This is a genomic window from Kitasatospora sp. MAP12-44 (assembly GCF_029892095.1).
Lineage (GTDB): Bacteria > Actinomycetota > Actinomycetes > Streptomycetales > Streptomycetaceae > Kitasatospora.
Genome location: NZ_JARZAE010000004.1, coordinates 8,563,276 through 8,586,121 on the forward strand (window position 1 = coordinate 8,563,276; position 22,846 = coordinate 8,586,121).

Consider the following 22,846-nt stretch of genomic DNA (forward strand, 5'->3'; position numbering starts at 1 on the left):
GGCCGTGATGCAGATGGGGGAGGTCCGCAGCAGGGGTCGGGGCAGCCGGGGCGGATACCCGGCAGAGGCGAGCCCTCCCGAGTCATCGGATGGATCGCGGTAGGCAGGACCTTACGAGTCGGCAATCCGACTGGCAAGGGGAGACCTCGGACGATTCGTAACCGTGACATCGCGGTGTCGGCCGGTGTTGCTGTGAACTGTTGGTCACTCACCTGCCATCGGATGTCAGGCCGTAGGGTGGCGGCTCGCGATAGACATCGGAGGAATCCTTGCGGTGGTGCCGAAGTCGCTCGTATGGTCGGAGCACGCAGATAGATCGGATGTATCCATCGGCGTGAGTGCTGGGCGTTCACAACGACGTGCTCAGCGCGGCAGGCACCGCCAGAAGTGTTCGGCGACGGCGACGGCGGCGGTGGCCTTCGGAGCGTGAGGAGATTCGGACATGAAGTTGATGCAACTCGGCGATCCCGGGGCCGAGACGCCGGCAGTGCTCGCAGAGAACGGGCGCACCTATGCGCTCTCGGGGCTGACCGGGCAGATCGACGGTGCCTTCCTGGCCGGCGGCGGCATCGAGCGGGTCCGCCGGGAGCTCGCGGCGGGCACGCTGCCGCTGCTGCACCCGGACGGCCTGCGGGTGGCAGCGCCGGTGGCCCGACCGGGCAAGGTGGTCTGCATCGGCCTCAACTACCGCGACCACGCCGAGGAAACCGGTGCGGCGATCCCGCAGCGCCCGGTGGTGTTCCTGAAGGACCCGGCGACCGTGGTCGGCCCGTACGACCAGGTGCCGATCCCGCGCGGGTCCGTCAAGACGGACTGGGAGGTCGAACTCGCTGTGGTCATCGGCCGGCGGGCCCAGTACCTCGCCGAACCGGCCGCGGCCCACGCGGTGATCGCCGGTTACGCGATCAGCAACGACGTCTCCGAGCGCGAGTTCCAGCTGGAGTACTCCGGCCAGTGGGACCTCGGCAAGTCCTGCGAGTCCTTCAACCCGCTCGGCCCCTGGCTGGTCACGGCCGACGAGGTGGGCGACCCGCAGGCGCTGGGCCTGGGCCTCAGTGTCAACGGTGAGGTCCGCCAAGCCGGCAGTACCAAGCACATGGTCTTCGCCGTCGAACACCTGGTCTGGTACCTCAGCCAGTACATGGTGCTCAACCCGGGCGACGTGATCAACACCGGCACCCCGGCCGGCGTGGCCCTGGGCCTGCCCGGCAACCCCTACCTGCGCGCGGGCGACACCGTCGAGCTGTCCATCGACGGCCTCGGCACCCAGCGCCAGACCTTCGTGAACGCGTGAAAGGCACCACGTTGTCCGTGATCACCGCCATCGACACCTACGACGTCCGCTTCCCCACCTCCCGGGAGCTGGACGGGTCGGACGCGATGAACCCCGACCCCGACTACTCCGCCGCCTACCTCATCCTGCGCACCTCGGACGACGGTGCCGAGGGCCATGGCTTCACCTTCACCATCGGCCGCGGCAACGACGTGCAGGTGGCCGCGATCCAGGCGCTGCGCGGCCACCTGGTGGGCCGGTCGGTCGCCGAGATCTGCGCCGACCCCGGGGCGGTCTACCGCGACCTGATCGGCGACAGCCAGCTGCGCTGGCTCGGCCCTGAGAAGGGCGTGATGCACATGGCGATCGGCGCCGTGGTCAACGCCGTCTGGGACCTGGCCGCCAAGCGCGAGGGCAAGCCGCTCTGGCAGCTGCTCGCCGACGCCGAACCGCAGTGGCTGGTCTCCCAGATCGACTTCCGCTACATCGCCGACGCGCTCACCCCTGACGAGGCGTTGGAACTGCTGCGCCGCGGCAAGGAGGGCGCGGGCGAGCGGGCCGCCGAACTGCTGCAGCGCGGCTACCCCGCCTACACCACCTCGCCGGGCTGGCTGGGCTACTCCGACGAGAAGCTGATCCGACTCGCCAAGCAGGCGATCGCCGACGGCTACACCCAGATCAAGCTGAAGGTCGGCGCCGACCTGGCCGACGACGTCCGCCGCTGCCGCACCGCCCGCGCCGCCATCGGCCCGGACATCCGGATGGCGATCGACGCCAACCAGCGGTGGAACGTCGCCGAGGCCATCGAGTGGACCAACGCGCTGGCCGAGTTCGACCCGCACTGGATCGAGGAGCCCACCAGCCCCGACGACATCCTCGGCCACGCGACCATCCGCGCGGGCGTCGCGCCGATCAAGGTCGCCACCGGCGAGCACGTACAGAACCGCATCGTCTTCAAACAGCTGCTCCAAGCCGAGGCGATCGACGTCCTCCAGCTGGACTCCGCCCGGGTCGCCGGGGTCAACGAGAACCTCGCCATCCTGCTGCTTGCCGCGAAGTTCGGCGTCCCGGTCTGCCCGCACGCCGGAGGCGTGGGCCTGTGCGAACTCGTCCAGCACCTCTCGATGTTCGACTACGTCGCGCTCACCGGCAGCACCCAGGACCGGGTCATCGAGTACGTCGACCACCTGCACGAGCACTTCCTCGACCCGGTGGTGATCGACAACGGCCGCTACCGGGCGCCCACCCTGCCGGGCTTCTCCGCCGAGCTGCACGCGGCCACCATCGCCACCTTCGAGTACCCCCACGGCGCCTTCTGGGCCGCAGATGTCGCCGATGTCGCAGATGTCGCAGACAAGGAGCTGACCGCGTGAGTACGCACGATCTCGACGGTCTCAAGGCAGTGGTCACCGGCGGCGCCTCGGGCATCGGGCTGGCCACCGCCGAGCTGCTCAGCGAGCGTGGCGCCCAGGTCGCCGTGCTCGACCTCGACCCGAGCCACCTCACCCCGCCGCTGCTCGGCTTCACCGCCGACGTCAGCGACGACCTCTCGGTGCGGGAGGCGGTGGCGGGCGCGGCCGAGCGCCTGGGCGGCATCGACATCCTGGTCAACAACGCCGGCATCGGCGCGGCCGGGACGGTGGAGGACAACCCCGACGAGCAGTGGCACCGGGTGCTGGACGTCAACGTGCTGGGCATCGTCCGCACCACCCGCGCCGCGCTGCCGCACCTGCGGCGCTCGGCGCACGCCGCGATCGTCAACACCTGCTCGATCGCCGCCACCGCCGGGCTGCCGCAGCGCGCGCTGTACTCGGCCAGCAAGGGCGCGGTACTCTCCCTCACCCTGGCGATGGCTGCCGACCACGTGCGGGAGGGGATCCGGGTGAACTGCGTCAACCCCGGCACGGTGGACACCCCGTGGGTCGGCCGGCTGCTCGACGCGGCCGACGACCCGGTGGCGGAGCGGGTTGCGCTGAACGGCCGTCAGCCTACGGGTCGGCTGGTCACGGCCCAGGAGGTCGCGGCCGCCATCGCCTACCTCGCCTCGCCGGCCGCCGCCAGCACCACCGGCACCGCCCTCGCGGTCGACGGCGGGATGGCCGGCCTGCGCCTGCGGCCGGAGCCGAAGGGATGACGCTCCGTCGCAACCGGCTCGGCCGCAGCAACGTGGCGGTGACCGAACTCGCCTTCGGGGCCGCCGCCATCGGGAACCTGTTCACCCCGGTCGGCGACGCGCAGGCCCAGGAGGCGGTGGACGCCGCTTGGCAGGTGGGGATCCGCTACTTCGACACCGCTCCGCACTACGGGCTCGGGCTCTCCGAGCACCGGCTCGGCGAGGCACTGCGCGGCCGGCCGCGCAGCGAGTACGTACTCTCCACCAAGGTCGGCCGCATCCTGGATCCGGCTCCCGGAGCCGGCGGTGACGATCTCGCCAACGGCTTCGCCGTGCCGGCAACCCACCGTCGGCGGTGGGACTTCAGCGCCGACGGGGTGCGCCGCTCCATCGAGGAGAGCCTCAACCGGCTCGACCTGGACCGGATCGACATCGCCTACCTGCACGACCCCGACGACCATGCCGAGCGGGCCCTCACCGAGGCCTACCCGGAGCTGGAACGCATGCGCGGCGAGGGTCTGCTCGGCGCGATCGGCATCGGGATGAACCAGGCGGAGCTGCCCGCGCGCTTCGTCCGCGAGACCGACATCGACGTGGTGCTGCTGGCCGGCCGCTACAGCCTGCTCGACCAGCGCGGCCTGGCCGAACTGCTGCCGGCGGCGGCCGAGCGCGGGGTGGGCGTGGTGGTGGGCGGGGTCTTCAACTCCGGCCTGCTGGCCGACCCCGGGCCGGGGGCCACCTACGACTACGCGGCGGCGCCCGCGGAGCTGCTGGACCGGGCGCTGCGGCTGAAGGCGGTCTGCGAGCGGCACGGGGTCCCGCTGCGGGCGGCCGCGCTGCGGTTCCCGTTCGGGCACCCGGCGGTGGCGAGCGTGCTGGTCGGCCTGCGCAGCGCCGGACAGGCGCAGGACGCCGCGGCGATGCTCCGGCACCCGGTGCCGGACGTGCTGTGGGAGGAGCTGAGGGAGTTGGGGTTGCTGCCGGCCGACGTGCCGACCCCCGGGAACGGACCGGAGGAACAGTCATGAGGATCACCCTGCACACCCGCGTCCGCCCGGACCGGATCGCCGAGTACGAGGCTGCCCACCGCGAGGTGTCGGCCGAGCTCACCGCCGCCATCCGCGCCGCCGGGGTGCGTGAGTGGACCATCTGGCGCAGCGGCACCGACCTGTTCCACCTGCTCGACTGCGAGGACTACGCCCGCCTGCTCGCCGAGTTGGAGCAGTTGCCCGTCAACATCGCCTGGCAGGCCCGGATGGCGGAGCTGCTGGACGTCGTCCACGACTACTCGACCGACGGCGCGGGTGCCGGCCTCCCGGTGGTGTGGGAGCTGTGACGGTTTTCCGGCCCACGGTCCGCCCGGGCGCAGGCCCGGGCGACCCTACCTATTGATCACGACTCAATTGCCCACCCTGGTACGGGCCTACAGCCAGCGGTCGTACCAGGCGCGGATACGCCGGAGAGCGTCGAGTTGATGGGCGCGCTCGTGAAGCCCGTGGCCCTCTCGGGGGTAGACGACGAACTCGTGCTCGACGCCGAAGTGGCGCAGTGCGCGATGGAAGTGGACCGCCTGGCCGAGTGGGACGTTGGTGTCCTGCTCGCCGTGCAGGATCAGGACCGGGGTGCGGATCCGGGAGACGTGGGAGATCGGGCTGTTCCGGTCATGGAGGTGCGGTCCCGGACCGTTCCAGCCAGTGCTGCCGCCGAGCGTCGCGTCCATGATTCCCCAGTCGCCGGTCCCGGCCTGCATGCCCCAGTCACTGATGCCGGCGCCCATCATGGCGGCCTTGAACCGTTCGGTTTGGCCGATGGCCCAGGCCGCCATGAAACCGCCGTGGCTCCAGCCGGAGATGCCCAGGCGTTGGGGATCGGCGACTCCCTCGGCGACCAGCAGGTCGATCCCGGCGACGATGTCGGTCCACTCGTCGCCGCCCACCGCGCCCGCCACCACGGCAGCGAATTCCTGGCCGTGGCCCGACCCGCCCCGGGGATTGGGCAGGAAGACCGCGTATCCGGCGGTCGCCAGCCACTGGCCGCAGTCGACCACACTGAGCGTGAACTCGTCGGCATGGCGGAAGTAAGGGCCGCCGTGGACCAGGGTGACGAGCGGGAATGGACCCTCGTCCCGGGTCCGGCCGACGGGCAGGATCAGCAGGCCGTCCAACTGGAGTCCGTCGGACGCCTGGTAGCTGAGCCGTTCCTGGACACCCCAGCGGATCCCGCGCAGTTCGGGACTGGTGTCACTGAGCCGGAGCAGTGGCCCGCCCGTGGGTCCAGCGTGGACGTTCTTGGGCTCGCGCGCGGTGCTCATCAGCACAGCCAGGGTCTCTCCCGAGTGACTCGCGGTCAGCCCGGCGAGCGATCCGGGCACGCAGGACAATCGGTGGAACCGTAGCGACTGCGGATCGAGCCGGTACAGCGCGGTATCCAGCCCGTCGGCGAACAGCGCCAGCGGCGGCCCGTCGGCGACCTGCACCAGTTCGGTGGGGCAGGCGGGCATGCCGACCGTGAGATTGCGCTGTTCGACGGTCGGGCCGGTCGCCGGCGGGACCGTGTCGATCACGGCGAGCGCGCCTACCAAGTGCCCAGGGGTCACTGCCAGGTGGGCCAGATGCCATTCACCGTCGTGGTTCCACCAGAGCGGGGAGTGGGCCTCGAATCCGACCGGGCCCAGGTCCTGGACGGCTCCCGTCCCGGGGGCGACCAGATGCAGTCCTGCCGTCGTGACGCCGGGGTCGAGCTCGGGGGTGGCCCAGCTCAGCACGGCCAGCGGGCCGCCGTCCGGACGCTGGGTCACCTCCACGACATGGCGGTCCCCGAGGCCGTCCACGGTGCGGGCCGCGCCGGTCGCCAGGTCGAGCAGGCGCAGCCGGGTGACCGGGAGGTGCCGGCCCCAGACCTTCGCGTCGTCACCCTCGGCCTCCCGCCGTTCGTCCTGCGCGGTGGGCTCGTCCTCGGCGAGCAGCGCGACGGTGCGGCCGTCGGCGAGCGGGGAGTAGTCGCAGATGCCCCCGCGCCACCTGGTCAGGGACTCTGCCTCAGCGATGCCCTCGCCGCCGTCCGCAAGGATCCGCTGGAGTTGAGCGGTGCCCCGTTCCTCGCGGTCGGAGGTGAAGAACAGAAAAGCCGAGTCCGGCGCCCACTTCGGGGCGGCGTCGTGGGCCGTGCCGTCGGTCAGCCTGCGCGGGGCTGCGCTGCCATCGGCGGCGGCGACCCAGATGGAGCTGTGCGGACGTCCGTCCCTTCCGCTGTTCGCGACCACGCTGTAGGCGACCAGGCGACCGTCCGGCGAGATGGCCGACGCCACAGGGGTGGCCATGTCCACCACCAGTTCCGCGGTGAGCAGGTCGGTCGACTCGGGATCCGGTCGCGGTGCAGGGTGCGGCATGCGGACTGCCTTTCACTCGCCGGTACGACAAACGGACATCCTGTCGCACTGACGAGCCTGTGTCAGTCGGATTTCGGAGAATCGTGCCGCACGCGACCCTGCCCCGACTGCCCTGCCACAGTCCATGCCCGGCACTGGACACGTCCCGGCGGAAGGATGGCGAGCCGCATGCCTGATCGTCGTCCTTTTCCGAGTGAGCTTGACGCTGGTGACCAGCCGTCAGGGCTCGGATCCCCGCCAGGAACGGCGGGCGGGAGCGGGTTGGCGGTGTTCATGGAGCGCGCAGTTGTCAGCTCGAAAGACGACGGTAGTGGCCGATCAGGGGGAGGAAGACCTGGTCCACCACTTCGGTGATGGCTGCTTGGGAGGGGGGTCGGTGGGTGAGGGCATCCCGCCCTCGAACAGGACGGCTCCCTGCGCGAAGGCGCCCAGGTCGCCGAACCCACCGGCCTGGTCGACCTGCCGGACCTGCCCGGGGGCACCCGGATCATCCTCCGCCGCGAACGACCCCACCCAGGCGCCCAGCTCTCCCTGTTCGACCTGGACGAGGGCATGCGCCACCAGGTCATCCTCACCGACACCCCCTGCGGCCAAGGCTCCCTGCAACTGCTGGAGGTCCGCCACCGCGCGCACGCCCGCGTCGAAGACCGCATCCGCCCGCTGCGGCAAGACCACCGGATTCGGCCGCTCCCCCTCCCGCCGCTTCCAGATCAACGCAGCCTGGCTGGAGCTGTCCCTGGCCGCCGTCGACCTCATCGCCTGGACCCAAACGCTCTTCCTGGACAGCGAATTCGCCACCGCCGAGCCGAAGAAACTCCGCTACCGACTGCTGCACGCCGCCGCCCGCGTCACCCGCGGCGCACGCCGACTACACCTGCGGATCGCCGCCACCTGGCTCTGGCGCCACGACCTGGCAACCGCCTTCACACGACTGCAGGCCCTGGCGGAGCCGTTGCTCAAGAGCGGATATGGCCGGTACCTGCTCGGACTGCTGGAGGAGGAGGGCGAGCGGTGGAAATCCGGGAGCTGACGATCGCGGGCGCCTGCGAGATCATCCCTAGGCTGCACGGTGACCAGCGCAGACTGTTCACCGAGTGGTACCGCTTCGACCCTTTGGCCGAAGCCGTGGGCCGCCCACTGCGACTCGCCCAGGCGCGGTGCTGGACGTGGTGGTCGATCTGAGGGTCGGTTCACCCACCTTCGGCTCTTGGGAGGGCGTCCGGCTGGACGATGTCGAGCGTCGAGCCGTCTACCTCCCGGAGGGGCTGGGGCACGGCTTCTGCGCGCTCACCGACGACGCCACGCTGACCTACCTGTGCTCGACGACGTACGACCCGGCCAGTGAGCACGCGGTGCACCCACTCGATGCCGAGTTGGGCATCGAGTGGACGGCCGGCACCCCACTGCTCTCTGCCAGGGATGCGGCGGCGCCTTCGCTGGCCGAGGCGGTGGCGGCCGGGCTGCTGCCCTCATATGACGCATGCCGGGTACTCGGCCAGTCGGTCGTTCTCTGACTCCGACGGTTTGGTCGGAGCGGGATGCCGTTGACGCCTGATGGATTGCGACCGGTTGGGTGATATTACGGCTCCAGGGACCGGGTTTGGTAGAAACTCGCTTAGTGCGGGTACATACCATTGCCCAAATGGGCAGCGCGGCATCACCTCTGTGCACTGACGAATCCGTGCGCATCCGCGTGATCGCTTCGAACCCTTGAGGAGGATTCCAGTATGGAGCGTCAGTCGCTTCGAAGATCCCGTATTAATGCCGTCACCAGAATCTCGTTGGCGGGTGCCCTCGCCATGGTCGTCAATCTGGGCCCGACTTCGGTAGCCCTGGCCGACGCGATCGAGAGGTCTGGTAGCGATCACGCTCAGGGGTTGCCGGGCCCGAATGGTGCCATGCGGAGTGAGCCGTGTGCAGCGTGGTCGGGCAACGGTGACTGGAACGGCGATGGCGGGAGCGACGACGATCACCACGGTCGCCACGACTTCTGCGGTCCGCAGGGCGACCAGGGTCCGCAAGGCCCACAGGGTAACGATGGTGCGCAGGGCGCCCAGGGTGACGCCGGTGCTCAGGGCAACCAGGGGTTCCAGGGCACCCAGGGATTCCAGGGTAATCAGGGCACCGCCGGCTCTCAGGGCAACCAAGGCTCTCAGGGCAACCAGGGGCTCCAGGGGAACCAGGGCAACCAGGGCTCTCAGGGTAACCAGGGGTTCCAGGGGAACCAGGGTACTGCCGGTTCTCAGGGCAACCAGGGGTTCCAGGGGAACCAGGGCACTGCCGGTTCTCAGGGTAACCAGGGGTTCCAGGGGAACCAGGGCACTGCCGGTTCTCAGGGCAACCAGGGGTTCCAGGGGTTCCAGGGGTCCCAGGGCACCCAGGGGTCCCAGGGCGACCATGGGTCCAAGGGCAACCAGGGCAACCAGGGGTTCCAGGGCAACCAGGGCAACCAGGGCAACCAGGGGTTCCAGGGTAACCAGGGGTTCCAGGGGAACCAGGGCACTGCTGGTTCTCAGGGCAACCAGGGCTCTCAGGGTAACCAGGGGCTCCAGGGCAACCAGGGCAACCAAGGTTCTCAGGGTAACCAGGGGTTCCAGGGGAACCAGGGCACTGCTGGTTCTCAGGGCAACCAGGGCTCTCAGGGCAACCAGGGGCTCCAGGGCAACCAGGGCAACCAAGGTTCTCAGGGTAACCAGGGGTTCCAGGGGAACCAGGGCACTGCTGGTTCTCAGGGCAACCAGGGTAACCAGGGGTTCCAGGGGAACCAGGGCACTGCCGGTTCTCAGGGCAACCAGGGCAACCAGGGGTTCCAGGGGTTCCAGGGCAACCAGGGCACTGCCGGTTCTCAGGGCAACCAGGGCACCCAGGGTAACCAGGGGTTCCAGGGGAACCAGGGCACTGCCGGTTCTCAGGGCAACCAGGGCACTCAGGGGAACCAGGGCACTGCCGGTTCTCAGGGCAACCAGGGCACTCAGGGTAACCAGGGGTTCCAGGGGAACCAGGGCACTGCTGGTTCTCAGGGCAACCAGGGCACTCAGGGTAACCAGGGGTTCCAGGGGAACCAGGGCACTGCTGGTTCTCAGGGCAACCAGGGCACTCAGGGGAACCAGGGCACTGCCGGTTCTCAGGGCAACCAGGGCACTCAGGGTAACCAGGGGTTCCAGGGGAACCAGGGCACTGCTGGTTCTCAGGGCAACCAGGGCACCCAGGGGAACCAGGGCACCCAGGGCAACCAGGGGTTCCAGGGCTTCCAGGGCAACCAGGGCAACCAGGGCACAGACTCTGGCGCCCAGAGTGTGGTGGTGACGGCTCAGAACGTGGGGCTGCTCAACTCGGTAGCCACAGCGAACTGCCCCGCTGCCACGCCTTATGCCGTCGGCGGCGGTTTCACAACCACGCTGGCAGCCGTTGTCCAGGAGGACGCTCCTATCGGTGGTACGGCGACTTCGCCGGCCACCGGCTGGCAGGCCAACGTGCTCTCTCCGCTCGGCGTGATCATCCCGATCACGGTGTACGCGGTGTGCACCAAGTAGGCCCTGACGGGGCGTGATCCCCAGTCCGGTTATCCGGCGTCATGGCTACACCCAACGGCGGTGCCCCCGACTTCCTTCTCGGGGGCACCGTCCGCGCCGTTCCTCGTCCTCACCTCCCGTTGGCTGACTGAGTCGCACTATCAGATTGATGAGGTAACCCCGTGAAACGAAGACGCCTGTGGACAGGGCTCGCCGCGGCAGCCATGGTCAGCGGTGTGGTGACCGGCTGGGTCCACCTGTCCGAAGGGGACTCCACGACCGCGTCCACGACGAAAGCCAAGCCTGCGGCGGCCGCGGCTGCCGCGGCCGAAACCGCCTCGAAGGTTGGGGCACTGCTCCAAGCAGGCATCAAGCAGGGGGAGATCAGCGACTTCGCCGGGGCGACGAAGACCTTCCAGCAGGTCCTGGCGTTGGACCCGGGCAACAAACTCGCCTGGTACAACCTCGGCGTCATCGCCCAGCACGACGACAACGCGGCTGCCGCGCGCACGGCTTACGACAACTCCCTGAAGACCGACCCGGGTTTCGAGTCGGCGCTCTACAACAAGGCGATCCTGCTCGGGTCGAGCGACACCGACCAGGCGATCGCGATCCTGCAGCGCATCGTGGCCGCCGACCCCAAGGCGGCCACGGCGTACCTGCAGCTCGGGCAGGACCAGCTGAAGAAGAGCCAGGACAGCGAAGCCAAGGATGCCTTCGGCCGCGCCGTGCGCACCGACCCGTCGCTCCAGGAGCTCGTCCCCGAAAGGTTCCGGGACTCCGCGAGCGCAGCACCGATCCAGCCCCGGAATCGCACCCAGATCCCCGCTCAGACCCCCACACCGACCCCGACAGCCACTCAGGCAGGTACCAGCAGATGACGTTGACCCCGACACCGAAGTTCTCCGTCTTCACCCCCAGTCACCGACCGCGCTTCCTGGACGAGTGCCTCTCGACCCTGCAAGCGCAGACCCGCTCCGACTGGGAGTGGATCGTGCTGCTCAACAACGGTGCCCGATGGCGGCCGGAGCACCCCGACGACCGTGTCCGCGTGGAGATCGCGGACGAGATCCGGGGGGTCGGCGCGGCCAAGCGCCGGGCCTGTGAACTGGCACGCGGCGAGATCCTCGTCGAGCTCGACCACGACGACCTGCTGACGAAGGACTGCCTGGCGGAGCTGGCAAAGGCATTCGACGAGAACCCCAAGGCCGTCCTCGTCTACAGCAATACCGCTCAGATCACCGAGGACGGCGGCCGGGACGACACGCGCTTCAACGAGGCGCACGGCTGGCAGTACGAGGAGGTGACCGTCGATGGACGCCGGCTTCTGCAGGCCGTCTCGATGGCGCCGACGCCGCACAACGTCTCGTACATCTGGTACGCCCCCAACCACGTGCGGGCGTTCCGCAGGGACGTCTACGAGCGGGTCGGCGGGTACGACGCCACTCGCACGGTGCTGGACGACCAGGACCTGATGTGCCGGCTCTTCCACGAGGGCGACTTCCACCGGATTCCCCGCTGCCTGTACCTGCAGCGGATGCACATCGACAACACCCAGCGTGACACGGAGGTCAATTCCTACATCCAGCGCGAGACCGTCGCCCTGTACGACAAGTACATCGAGGCCAACGCGCTGGCCTGGACCAAGCGGCGCGGACTGCTCGCGCTGGACCTCGGCGCGGCGCACCGGAAGCCGCCCGGCTACCTGGGGGTGGATCAGTACCCGGGAGAGGGGGTCGACATCGTCGCGACGCTACCTGGTCGCATGGACCTCCCTGACGACTCGGTCGGCCTGCTCCGGGCGGTGGACTTTCTGGAGCACGTGCCCGCGAAGGTCCCGCTGATCAACGAGCTGTACCGGCTGCTGGCTCCGGGCGGCCTGCTCCTCACCCTGACTCCCAGCTCCGACGGCCGGGGCGCGTACCAGGACCCGACACATGTCGCCTTCTACAACGAGAACTCGTTCTGGTACTACACGGACGACCAGTACCGTGCCTTCGTGCCGGAGATTCAGGCCCGCTTCCAGAGCTCGCGGTTGGTCACCTACTACCCGACCGACTGGCATTCCAAGAACAACATCCCGTACGTGCTGGCGAACCTCGTCGCGATGAAGGACGGCGCCGAACGGTGCGGTGGTCTCCTGCTGGTCTGATGCCCGGGGCGCCGGCAGGTGCCCCACCGGGGCCGACCTGATGGAAGGTCAGGTCGGCCCGGGGGATTGGTCAGACAGTGCCGAACTGGCCCGTCCTTGACGCCTGCGGATCAGGCTTTGAGCAGGTACCAGCCCCCGAGGGAGGTTGTCCAGGATCACGTAGACCGGGGCGCCGTCCGGGCGGGCAGCCCGATCGACCTGAGCGCGGCGAGGGTCTGGACGACGAAGTCCTCGTCGTCGGGACTGAGCAGGCGGGGACGGCCTCCCGCCCATCGAGGGTCCAGGCGGGCGAGTCCGATCTCGTTGAGGCGGTGGATAACGTCGCGCACCAGTGTCCTCGTCCGCCTGCACCAGCTGGGCGATGACGGTCCATGCGCCGGGTACCGGCGAACTTCCGCAGGTAGGCGATCTCCTGCTCGTTGAGCGGCGGCTCGACAGCCTGCGGGGACGAGGGACCGCTGGAGCCGAAGTCGACCGGGCACTGAGGGGTCGAGCTGTGCAGCCGGTGTCGTGGGCGCCGGCGCCGTGTCCGTGCGGGCGCGGCCACCGGCTCGCGCCGGGGTTGCCGTACGGCTGGAACGAGATCTGGCGGCGGGCGCACATGAGCGATGACGGCACACCGAACCCGCACTGGCCCGCGGGCTGCTGAACGGGTTCGGTCGCCCGCAGTGGTGGGCGAGCTTTCGTCATCACTGTGCGGTGGGTCTGTCCAGCCAACGGCTCTGTCCCGTAATCGGTGGTAGCGCTGTGTAGTGATCACTGGAGGAGGATGCGGTGGCGGAGCAGGGGGAACCCGGCTCGGCCGTGCATCTGCCTCATGATCCGCTTGGTTCGCGTGTTGACGCCCTCGGTGCGGCCGTTGTGGTACGGGAGGGTGAGTCCGGCGTCGACGGCGGCGCGGTCGAGTTCGAGGCCGTTCGCGAAGGAGTGCAGGTGGGGCAGGTCGGCGGCGCGGACTGTGGTGATCCAGTCGGTGAGCTTGGCGTCGTTGCCCTCCGCTGGGGTCAGTAGCTGCGCGAACTCGGCGCTGAGGCGGGCGAGTTCGGTCATCTCGGCACAGGTTTCAGTGAGTTCCCGCAGGAGTGCGGTGTCCTTGTCACGCAGGTTCTCGGGGCGGGTGAGGAGGAGGCGGGCGAAGCGTTGCGGGGTGGTGACGGGCTTGTTGCCCTCGGCGCGGCCCTGGGTGATGTGGCGGTAGAGCAGGTTGAGGCTGCCGGTGTATCCCAACTCCTTTATCTCCTGGAACAGTTGCTTGACAGGGACGGCCGGGTCGGCGGCGCGGCGGCTGCGGAGGTGGTCGCGGTAGGGGTCGACGAGCGTGGGCTTGTAGCGGGGTGCGCGGCGCTCTGCGGTGGGCTCCTGCATGCGGGCGTATCGCTTGACGGTGTTCAGTGCGACATCGAGGCGGCGAGCGCATTCGAGCAGGCCGACGCCCTGGTCGAGCAGGTTGTGGACCTGTTGCCAGCGCTGGCGGGTGGTTTGTTCGCGTACGCCCCCGGGCCGGGCGGGGTTCACGGCGGTGGCCCAGCAGGCGGCATGGGAGCGGACCTCGGCCAGGACCTTGCCGCACAGGTTGCTCCACAGAGTACTGGTGGGCCGTCGGCGAGGTGCCTGCTGAGCAGGCCCTTTTCCCACGGCCCCCAGCCCGAACCGGGCTTGCGGCTTGTCACCGCACCCGGCTCTCCAGTGACTACTCCGTGAGTGCTGGGACGGACTTCCTTCCGTGGATGGTTGCGTGGCAACTTCCGCAGACCACGAGGGTTTTGCGGTGCCGTGCGGCCATGAGATCTGCCCACGGGGGCCGGTCTGGTCCTGGCTTTCCGAGGTCGGCGAGCTTGGCGACGTGGTGGACTTCCACCTCGTCGATGCGCCCGCACGCCTCGCATCGCCCGGCGAGGAGCCGGGTGACCAGCTCCTTGCGTTTGGTGTTGACCGGGGCCAGCCGACGGTCATTGATGACCGTCTTCTTGTCCCGTCGCAGCGGTATCCCGCCGAACCGTCCGACCAGTGGCTTCCTGCCGATGCGTTCGACGCGGGCCTCGAAGCACTTGCGCGGCCCGTGCGGTGTCTCGATGGTGGTCGCGTACTTGCGGGCCATCTTCGACACCGACGAGCGGTGCTTGTTCGCCAGCGTCATCAACATCGAGGTCTCCATGACCCATTGCAGCCGGGAGAGTCGGAAGACGTCGCCGGCCATCAGGTAGTACTGGACGATGCCGCGGTACTCCGACCCGTAGGTGCTGAGGATGACGTGATCGTCCTGGTTCAGCAGTTCGGGCCGACGCGCGGGTTTGCCGCGCTCCATGTACTGGGCTTGCTTGGCAGATACCACCGAACGAGGGACACGCAATCTGATGACCCCATTGACGGAACGCCGTCCGCCGGTGATCTTGCGGTCGTTGTGGTGCACGGTGATGTCGTAGCCGAGGAACCTCGCGGCCTGGGTGCGGCCATGAGTGATGAGCGTCTTTTCCGGCGACAATTCCAACCTGAGTTCATCACGCAGGAATTGCGCCAGACGCTCCTTGATTTCCTCGGCCTCTGCCTTTGGTCCGGCGAACCCGAGCAGGGTGTCGTCGGCATAACGCACATACCGCAGCCGCCGGTAGCCGGGATCATGAGTATCCATGCTGGGCATGCTGCGGAGTTGCTTGCGCAGTTCCCGCACTGTGGTGCGGTCACCACGCTTGCGAGCGCGTGCCATAGCCGCCCACACCCGATGAAAGGCGCGGTTCGACTGCCTGACTCCTCCCCGGGTGTATTCCGGGATCAGAACCTTCTCGACGTACTCGTCCATCTTGTGCAGGTAGATGTTGGACAGGATCGGTGAAACAACCCCGCCTTGCGGACTTCCACTGTGCGTGGCGTTCCAGACCCAGTCCTCCATGTATCCGGCCTTGAGCATGTTGTGCACCAGCCGTAGGAATCGGTTGTCGCGGATTCTTTCGCCCAGGATTCGGAGCATGACCGAATGGTCAAGCCGGTCGAAGCACTGGGCGATGTCGCCCTCGATAAGCCAGGCCGTACCCGTCCAGGTATGGACCACATCACTTAACGCGGTGTGGCAGCCCCGGCGGGGACGGAAACCGTGGGAGGAGTCGGAGAACGTCGGCTCGTAGTACGCCTCAAGAAGCAGACGGACCACTTCGCCGACGAGCTTGTCACTCCAGGGCGGCAAGCCGAGCGGACGCAGTTTCGTGCTGCCCCGCCCTTTGGGGATGTAGACCCTCCTGGCCGGGCTCCACCGGTAGCGCTCGTGGCGCAGCGCGTCGATGACGTGCTCGATCTTGCCCAGCGACATGCCGTCCACGGTCTCCCCGGTGACCCCGGGTGTCATCGCTCCCTTGTTGGAATAGAGACGCCCGTAGGCCAGCAGATACAACTGCGGGTTGAACATCTGTCGATATAGTTCATCGCACGGCAGGCCGCGCCTGCCGCGTTCACGGAGGACACCCAGCACCGTTTCGGCGCTCTGCATTGCGCATACCTCCCGATTCTTGGGTGCCCGATCACCTGGCCCCCTTCGCCCGTGCGGACGGCTTTCCCGTCCTCCTTGGCCGGTCGTGACTCCGGCGACTACTACGGGGCCTCCGTCGCCATAGGAAGATCTCCTCCCTTAGGCGATCCCATGTTCGTCCTTGTCGTACGTAACAGCGTGACTTAGGCGTTCCACTCATCCCCTTGAATGCCCTCGCTGGGCATCGCTCCGCGCTCTGGAGGTTGCGTCGGCCATGGCATCAAGCCGTCGCAGGGCGCGGCGCCGGTTTCAGGCATCTTTCCGGCGGATTCGACCTTCAATCTTCTGGGGATTGGAATTCAGGCAATCCAGCTTTCGCCATATCACGCGGGTCCCGCGACGCCCCGTCCCCAATGCCTGGGCCCGGTCGTCACTTTCCTGGCATGCTGCGGTCCCCTCACCGTTTCCGGATTAGGTAAGCCATTGGACCCAAGAACCTCCCTCCAAATTCTTCCCGACTGAATCGGGGATACGACAAGGCGCCTCATGGCGCACTGCCACCTGTCGCTGACCTGCACCGCCTCGGGGAGGGCCTGGCGGATCGCCTCACCGTAGGAGCCGGAACCGTCGCGGCAGACGTACTGGGCCCCGGGGTGCTGGCGCAGCCACGCGACCAGAGTCCGGGCGGTGCGGTCGGGCAGGACGTCGATCCGCTCTCCGGTCTCGGCGTCAATGATCACTGTTGCGTAGCGGTGCCGGCGCTTGAGGGCGAAGTCGTCGACCCCGATCACCCGTGGGATCCGCACGACCGGTGTCGGAATGCGGCGGAGAAGGCGCAGAGCGGTCGAGCGGGAGATCGCGCAAGCCAGCACACGCGAGAGGCGGGCGCCCGCCCGGCCCGCTAACTCCTTGACCATGGATCCGAGTTGGTCGGCCAGACGGTTGGTGCGACGCTGGTAGCGCTCCACGACGCCGGGAACCTGCTCGCGGAAGGTCTGCCGCGGGCAGCCGAGCACCGGACACGCCAGTCTCCGGAGCCGCACCGACGCCACGACCCGCCGTCCGTCCACCGGCACGTCCGCGACCACCCGCCCGTGGAAGCCATGCACCCGCCCCGTCGGCTGCCCGCACACCGGGCACGGCACCGGATCGTCCCGAGTCCGCGCCGACACCCGGATGACCTCGCCTCGTCCATCACGTCCTCAATGACCAGGGCCGACAGTCCCGAAAACACCACACCCACAAGCTCATTGACATCGCGCACACCATGCCAACGACGGTCGTCACCCTTCGTTACCACCGATTACGGGACAGAGCCGAAGACCGTACAGACCCACTCGGGCTTGTCGCTGGGCTTGCTACTCGGGGTTGCGTCAGGAGGTGTTGCCGGAAGCGGCGTTTGCGCAGCTCAGCGCCCGTTTGTCGCGCCGACGGCGTGGTGGGTTGCCGCTGCGCGGTGGCCCGGCGGCCCCGCCTTGCGGCGCCACCGGCCGGAGGAGGGGAGCGGGGGAGGGGGCGGGCCCGGGAGGGCCGGGTAGGGGCGCCGGATGCACGACCAGCACCACCGCACCGGTCCCGACCCGAACGCCTGCTCGCGCACCGGCAACCCGGTCGGCGCCCGCCAGGTCTCCAACATGATCCTCGAATCGCACGTCGCCGAAGCCGGGCTGCGCACCGCCTACGCCGACGGGCACCCGCCCGGCCGCCGGCCGTTGTTGTGGAGCGGGTGCCAGATCGGCGCGGCAGGTCCGCGCTGCACCAGGTCCTCGATCAGGGCGGCGCCGGCCGGCGTCTCGGCGACGGCCGGGTTCTCCTCGGTGGCCGGCTTTGTCAGCCGGACCGCGTCGTCACTCGAACGGCGTGGGGTCGCCGGCCCCGCGCCGGACGATCTGCGCCCCGTCGCCGGAGAAGTCGACGACCGTCGTCGGGTCCGTACCGCAGTCGCCGGAATCCACCACGGCGTCCAGCACGTGGTCGAGCCGCTCCTTGATCTCCCACCCCTGGGTCATCGGCTCGTCCTCGCCGGGGAGGAGCAGGGTGCTGGAGACGAGGGGCTCGCCGAGTTCGGCGAGCAGGGCCCGCGTGACGACGTGGTCGGGGATCCTGACCCCCACTGTCTTCTTCTTCGGGTGCATCAGACGGCGCGGGACCTCCTTGGTGGCGGGGAGGATGAAGGTGTAGCTGCCCGGCGTCGCCGCCTTGATCGCGCGGAAGACAGCGTTGTCGATGTGGACGAACTGCCCCAGTTGGGCGAAGTTCTCGCACATCAGGGTGAAGTGGTGGCGGTCGTCGAGACGCCGGATCGACCGGATCCGTTCGAGGCCCTCGGGATTGCCCATACGGCAGCCCAGGGCGAAACAGGAGTCGGTCGGGTACGCGATGAGGGCCCCGGAGCGGAGGCTGTCGGCCACGGTGCCGATGGTGCGGGCCTGGGGGGTCTGCGGGTGCACGTCGAAATACTTCGCCATTGGCCGACTCTACGGGATCCACCCGCGGGCGACGTTCCGGTAGGGGTGGACGGCAGACCATCTGTGCCTATCCACGGGACATGACCACAGAGAACCACGGGGTCAGGATTCCTGAGCCGGATCCGCCGGCCAATTGCATGCCCCACACCCGCAAGTGCCGCTGCGCGCAGCTGCGTTACGCCAACTCCATGCACGTCGACATCGTCTCGCACCTGTTCCTGGAGGACAGCCGGGAGGTGATCGTCAACCGGGGCGAGAACCGGTGGGAGCACACCGACCCCGTTGGCTTCACCGCCCGGATGCGGGAGAAGGACCACATCGCCGACGACAACCTCCGCAAGGTAATCCGGCTGATGGAGTTCCTGCGGGACCACAAGAACTCCTTCATCGGAACCCGGCCGCCCGGTGCACCGGGACGACGCCGACGTGCTGGCGATCCAGATCAGCGGCGAGAAGCGCTGGCGGGTGCACGCCGGGCCGGCCGACGGGAACTGGGAGCCGAGCCGGGAGGACGCCGACCCCGGCGAGGTGCTGCTGGACACTGTGCTGCGACCGGGTGAAGTCCTCTACGTGCCCAGGGGTTCGCGCACTTCGCCAGCGCGGTGGGAGAGGAGTCCTCGGCGCACCTGTCGCTGACTGTCCGCGAGGTCGGCACCGCGAACCTGTACGCCCTGCTCCAGGCCCTGCTGACCGGTACTGTCGACCTCCCGGGCCGCCCGCTCGACGAGGCCGCGATGGTAGCCACAGCCCACACCCTGATCGCGCACACCTGGGAGACCTTGGCCGAGCTGACCCCGCAGGCCCTGGTCGAGCACGCCCGAGTGGTGATGCGCGGAGCGCTGCCCGCCCAGTAGACCAGACGAACCGAACGCGGCGCGGCCACCCTGTCGCGCGCCGTGACCCGCACAGGTCGGCAACGTCTGACGAAGCAAGGCGCGGCGTGCCTCGGCATCCTCCAGGACGCCCTCGCCGACCCGGAGGGCAGGGCGGCCTGATTCGACCGCGACGCCCAGGAACGCGAGCAGCGCCGCACACACGAGCAGGCCAAGGAGGCCGAGCGGCAGGAGCAGGAGATAGAGGCGATGACGGCCGCGGAATGCCGGACCCAGCCGCTCCCACTGATCGCCGGCAAGTTCTACGAGCGAGGCCCTGGACGGCATATGCCGATGGGCGATATATGTATCCGTATGACAGAACGCTCCATGCAGGAGCCGACGCTGCTTCTGCTCACCGCACTGGCGGACGCCCCCCGGCACGGCTACGCCCTGATCCAGGAGATCGCCCTCATCTCGGAGGGCCGGGTCAGGATGCGCACCGGCACGCTCTACAGCGCGCTGGACCGCCTGCTCCAGCAGGGCCTGATCCGGATCGAGCGCGACGAGGTGATCGACGGCCGCGCCCGCCGCACCTACGCCCTCGCCGAGCCCGGGCGGGCCACGCTGGCCGCCGAGGCCGACAGGCTGCGCGCAGTGGTGGCCGAGGCAGACCGCCGTCTGAGCACCATCCGTCCGACGGCCAGGGGAGCCCTCGCATGAACACCCGCACCACCAGAACCACCGCCACCATGTCGCGGGGGCTGCGGCTGGCCCTGCGGGCCTACCCCGCCGCCTACCGCGCCGAACGCGGCGAGGAGATCACCGCCGTCCACGCCGACGCCACCGAGGGCGCAGGCCGCCTGGCCACCGCCCGCGAGACCGCCGGCATCGCCGCCTACGGCCTGCGCGTGCGCACCGGCACCACCGCGAGCGGCACCGGCGGACGGCTGCTCGCCACCACCGCACCACTGGCCGCCGCCATGGCGCTCTGCCAGCAACTGCCCTTCCTGTGGCACCTCCCGCAAGAGTGGCAAATGGCCATCCCCACGGCCGACACAATCGGCGACGGGCGCCCCTCGGTGGTCGCCGCAGCCGTCCCCGGCGTGCTCTGGCTGCTGGTCGTGGCGGCCATGCTGCTCCGCAGGTGGACCGCCGCCCGGATCCTGGCCGTCCTGGCCGCAGTGGCCGCCGTCGCCCAGTGGTTCGTCGGTTATCTCCTCGAGGGGATGTGGGCGCCGGGCCTGGCGCCGGACTACGCCTCCCTGGTCTCCACCGCCGGGGCGGGCGTGCTGTGGGCCCTGCTGGTCTTCGCCGCCCCCGGCGACCTGCTCGACAGCACCGCCGTGCGCCGGCCCCGGGACGCCGTCCTGCCCGTCCTGCTGCCAGCCGTGAGCATCCTGCAGAACCACCTGGATCTCTTCGGCGTCCCGGGCCAGACCGCAGCCATGCTGACCGGGGTCTACTTCGTACTGAACCTGCTCCCGCTCGCCTCCCTGCGCTGGGGCCGGCTGCTGCCCGCCGCGACCGCACTGGCCGCCCTCCCGCTGACCCTCAGCTTCTCCATGGTCTTCGCCTTCTACGGCGTCTTCCCCTGGTACAGCTCCTGGTACGGCGACCTCGGCGTACTCGTCCGCTACCTCCTCGCCGTCACGCTGGTCACCCTGGTGACAGTAGCCGCCGTCCGCTACCTCAAGCCCACACCGGAAACACAGAACCCCCTCAGCACGAAGTAGCCCACCCCGCACCCGCTCGGCTCTCTCGGTGGACACCGCGCACGACTTCCCCCTCGGCGCGGCGTCCCGCCTTACAGATCCACTTCCGCAACAGGCACCAGGCCGTGTCCCTCCGATCATGTGACTCGTTGTACGCGTATCACTGGTCAGGGGGATCTGGGTGATGCTGAGTGGGCGTGCCTGGAGCCGCTGCTGCCCGTGAGCAATGAGTGCTTTTCAACATGAAGTTGCAGGTCACGGGGCTGATGTGGGGTGGGGTTGGGGTGCTCGGGCCGCTCGGGGCATGATCACCGGTAGGTCGATGTGTTCGCGCCCGGCCACATAGGCGAGTTGACGCAGGTCGTGCCATCAGAGCTGGTCGACGCGATCCTGGACGAGACCGGCGCCCGGGAACAGCGGTTGCGTGATCTTCCCTCCCGGGTGGGGGTCTACTTCGTCCTTGCTCTGGGGCTGTTCGAGTACGTGGGCGCTCGTCTGGTGTGGGGCAAGCTGATCGCGGGGCTTGCCGTGCGGGTTCCTGGTCCATCCGAGAAGGCGCTTCGTGATCTGCGCCGCCGTATCGGTGCGACGCCCCTGAAGCAGCTGTTCGAGGTGCTGGCCGGCCCGCTGGCCCAGCCGTCCACCCCGGGGGTGTGCTATCGACGGTGGCGGACCGTGGCCTTCGACGGCTGCAGCAGCCTCGCGGTCCCCGACCACGAGCGCAACCGCGCATGGCTGAGACGGTTCACGAACCGGTTCGGGGAGGTCGGCTATCCGAAGTTGATGCTCATGACCTTGTGCGAGACCGGGACACGCGGTCTACTCGGGGCCTGTTTCGGCCCGGTCGACCAGGGCGAGATCGCGTACGCACGGCGGCTGGTGGATCGCCTCAGCGCCGACATGCTGGTCCTGGGCGACCGCGCCTTCGGCGGCAATGACCTGCTGACCGCCATCACCGAGCAGGGCGCCCAGTTCCTGGTTCGCTGCACTTCCAGTCGGCGCTTTCCTGTGCTCACGCTGCTGCCGGACGGCTCGTACCTCACCCGTGTCGCCGATCTGACCCTGCGGGTCGTGGAGGCCGAAGTGCGGGCACACACCGCCGACGGAGGCCAGATCACCGGCACCTACCGCTTGCTCACCACCCTCGTCGACCACCGAACCGACCCGGCCGGCCGCCTCGTGCACCTGTATCACGAACGCTGGGAGGTGGAGTCGTCCTTCCTCGCTCTACGTCACACCCTTCTCAAAGGGCGGGTGTTGAGGTCGAAGGACCCGGCCGGTCTCGTGCAGGAGATGTGGGGACTCCTGGCGCTCTATCAGGCCCTGCGCTCGGCGATGGTCACGGCGGTGGAGACCGTTCCGGGCTGCGACCCGGACCGGGCCGCCTTCACCGTGGCCCTGGAGGCGGCCCGCGACACGGTTGTCCAGATCAGCCGACCATTCTCAACTCATCTATCTGAAAGGCGAGTTGATCTGGTCGGGAACATCGGCGTCGCAGTCCTGGGCGCTCTAATGCCGCCGCGTCGCCCGCGGGTTTCAGCGCGCGTCGTGAAATGTGGAATCTCTCGCTACCACACGTGGAACCGTGACGGCCGTCCACTGGCGAGCATCCCCGTCATGGCGCTCGACATCGCCATCCATCCACCCGCGCTGCCCACCGCCCAGACCACCGGAAGCCCGAATGCTCAAGGACGCGCCGGCCGCTGGACAAGGATCTGCACGATCATGACGGCCGACACCGACCGGCCCTGGACGGCGCCGGACCTTGCGCAACAGCTCGGCATCACCGGCCGAAAACCCGTCAACAGTCCGAGCGTCGCCCTGGGGCGCTGGGCACGCCAAGGACTCCTGGAACGCACCGCCCGAGCCACATACAGACTCACGCGCCCCGACACCTGGACACCGGCTCCCAGCCCTTAACTTCGCGGCATTGGACGATCACCTGCCAGCGATCAC

Annotated in this window: 16 protein-coding genes and 5 pseudogenes; 15 read left to right on the forward strand and 6 right to left on the reverse strand. The window is 68.9% G+C overall.

The features are described from left to right. The first annotated feature begins 442 nt into the window (after positions 1 to 442). The 5 genes from P3T34_RS38465 to P3T34_RS38485 are packed head-to-tail and all read left to right on the forward strand — an operon-like array spanning position 443 to position 4,722. Positions 443 to 1,294, forward strand: a complete 852-nt coding sequence (locus P3T34_RS38465) for a fumarylacetoacetate hydrolase family protein (protein ID WP_280671295.1) — start codon at positions 443 to 445, stop codon at positions 1,292 to 1,294. Further along, on the forward strand, positions 1,291 to 2,646 hold the full coding sequence (locus P3T34_RS38470; protein ID WP_280671297.1) for an L-fuconate dehydratase: 1,356 nt from the start codon (positions 1,291 to 1,293) through the stop codon (positions 2,644 to 2,646). The genes P3T34_RS38465 and P3T34_RS38470 overlap by 4 nt, the downstream gene beginning before the upstream one ends. Continuing rightward, positions 2,643 to 3,407, forward strand: coding sequence for an SDR family oxidoreductase (locus tag P3T34_RS38475; RefSeq protein WP_280671303.1), 765 nt, complete (start codon positions 2,643 to 2,645; stop codon positions 3,405 to 3,407). The genes P3T34_RS38470 and P3T34_RS38475 overlap by 4 nt, the downstream gene beginning before the upstream one ends. Beyond that, on the forward strand, positions 3,404 to 4,414 hold the full coding sequence (locus tag P3T34_RS38480) for an aldo/keto reductase (protein ID WP_280671305.1): 1,011 nt from the start codon (positions 3,404 to 3,406) through the stop codon (positions 4,412 to 4,414). Before P3T34_RS38475 ends, P3T34_RS38480 begins: the two co-directional genes overlap by 4 nt. After that, entirely contained in the window at positions 4,411 to 4,722 is a 312-nt protein-coding gene (locus P3T34_RS38485) for an L-rhamnose mutarotase (RefSeq protein ID WP_280671307.1), read from the forward strand. The genes P3T34_RS38480 and P3T34_RS38485 overlap by 4 nt, the downstream gene beginning before the upstream one ends. A gap of 87 nt (positions 4,723 to 4,809) precedes the next feature. Here the strand turns inward: P3T34_RS38485 and P3T34_RS38490 are convergent, their stop codons facing one another. Next, positions 4,810 to 6,774, reverse strand: a complete 1,965-nt coding sequence (locus P3T34_RS38490; RefSeq protein WP_280671309.1) for a S9 family peptidase — start codon at positions 6,772 to 6,774, stop codon at positions 4,810 to 4,812. Between the two features lie 390 nt (positions 6,775 to 7,164). Here P3T34_RS38490 and P3T34_RS38495 point away from each other — a divergent pair. The 5 genes and pseudogenes from P3T34_RS38495 to P3T34_RS38515 all read left to right on the forward strand — a co-directional run. Then, positions 7,165 to 7,717 (forward strand): annotated as a pseudogene (locus P3T34_RS38495) (transposase); the annotation flags it as partial. A gap of 74 nt (positions 7,718 to 7,791) precedes the next feature. After that, positions 7,792 to 8,288: pseudogene (locus tag P3T34_RS38500) on the forward strand (dTDP-4-dehydrorhamnose 3,5-epimerase family protein). A gap of 384 nt (positions 8,289 to 8,672) precedes the next feature. Further along, positions 8,673 to 10,307, forward strand: coding sequence for a hypothetical protein (locus tag P3T34_RS40020; RefSeq protein WP_348534738.1), 1,635 nt, complete (start codon positions 8,673 to 8,675; stop codon positions 10,305 to 10,307). A gap of 161 nt (positions 10,308 to 10,468) precedes the next feature. Beyond that, a complete protein-coding gene (locus P3T34_RS38510) occupies positions 10,469 to 11,167 on the forward strand; it encodes a tetratricopeptide repeat protein (protein ID WP_280671311.1) in 699 nt (232 codons plus the stop codon). Further along, on the forward strand, positions 11,164 to 12,438 hold the full coding sequence (locus tag P3T34_RS38515) for a glycosyltransferase (RefSeq protein ID WP_280671313.1): 1,275 nt from the start codon (positions 11,164 to 11,166) through the stop codon (positions 12,436 to 12,438). The genes P3T34_RS38510 and P3T34_RS38515 overlap by 4 nt, the downstream gene beginning before the upstream one ends. Positions 12,439 to 12,650: 212 nt before the next feature. Here P3T34_RS38515 and P3T34_RS38520 read toward each other — a convergent pair. From P3T34_RS38520 to P3T34_RS38540, 5 genes and pseudogenes are all read right to left on the reverse strand, one after another. Beyond that, positions 12,651 to 12,801 (reverse strand): annotated as a pseudogene (locus P3T34_RS38520) (helix-turn-helix domain-containing protein); the annotation flags it as partial. 393 nt (positions 12,802 to 13,194) lie between these two features. Beyond that, positions 13,195 to 14,022: pseudogene (locus P3T34_RS38525) on the reverse strand (transposase); the annotation flags it as partial. Positions 14,023 to 14,128: 106 nt separating this feature from the next. Then, positions 14,129 to 15,916 carry a reverse transcriptase/maturase family protein gene (locus P3T34_RS38530; RefSeq protein ID WP_280664059.1) on the reverse strand — a complete coding sequence of 596 codons (1,788 nt, stop codon included), beginning with the start codon at positions 15,914 to 15,916 and terminating at the stop codon, positions 14,129 to 14,131. Between the two features lie 536 nt (positions 15,917 to 16,452). Further along, positions 16,453 to 17,129: pseudogene (locus P3T34_RS38535) on the reverse strand (ISL3 family transposase); the annotation flags it as partial. A gap of 613 nt (positions 17,130 to 17,742) precedes the next feature. Further along, the gene (locus P3T34_RS38540; RefSeq protein ID WP_280671314.1) at positions 17,743 to 18,363 is read right to left on the reverse strand and encodes an L-threonylcarbamoyladenylate synthase; all 621 of its coding nucleotides are present in this window, start codon (positions 18,361 to 18,363) and stop codon (positions 17,743 to 17,745) included. A 426-nt stretch (positions 18,364 to 18,789) separates the two neighbouring features. On the opposite strand from P3T34_RS38540, the gene P3T34_RS40025 reads away from it, so the two are divergent. The 5 genes from P3T34_RS40025 (at position 18,790) to P3T34_RS38565 (ending at position 22,810) form a co-directional block, all read left to right on the forward strand. After that, positions 18,790 to 18,999 (forward strand): cupin domain-containing protein, encoded by a 210-nt coding sequence (locus P3T34_RS40025; RefSeq protein ID WP_348534767.1) that lies wholly within the window; start codon positions 18,790 to 18,792, stop codon positions 18,997 to 18,999. Next, positions 18,966 to 19,217, forward strand: a complete 252-nt coding sequence (locus P3T34_RS38550) for a hypothetical protein (protein ID WP_280671318.1) — start codon at positions 18,966 to 18,968, stop codon at positions 19,215 to 19,217. Before P3T34_RS40025 ends, P3T34_RS38550 begins: the two co-directional genes overlap by 34 nt. Before the next feature lie 333 nt (positions 19,218 to 19,550). Beyond that, positions 19,551 to 19,898, forward strand: a complete 348-nt coding sequence (locus tag P3T34_RS38555) for a PadR family transcriptional regulator (protein ID WP_280671320.1) — start codon at positions 19,551 to 19,553, stop codon at positions 19,896 to 19,898. Then, positions 19,895 to 20,911, forward strand: a complete 1,017-nt coding sequence (locus P3T34_RS38560) for a hypothetical protein (RefSeq protein ID WP_280671322.1) — start codon at positions 19,895 to 19,897, stop codon at positions 20,909 to 20,911. The genes P3T34_RS38555 and P3T34_RS38560 overlap by 4 nt, the downstream gene beginning before the upstream one ends. Positions 20,912 to 21,214: 303 nt before the next feature. Beyond that, positions 21,215 to 22,810 (forward strand): IS4 family transposase, encoded by a 1,596-nt coding sequence (locus P3T34_RS38565; RefSeq protein WP_280671324.1) that lies wholly within the window; start codon positions 21,215 to 21,217, stop codon positions 22,808 to 22,810. Positions 22,811 to 22,846: the final 36 nt, after the last annotated feature.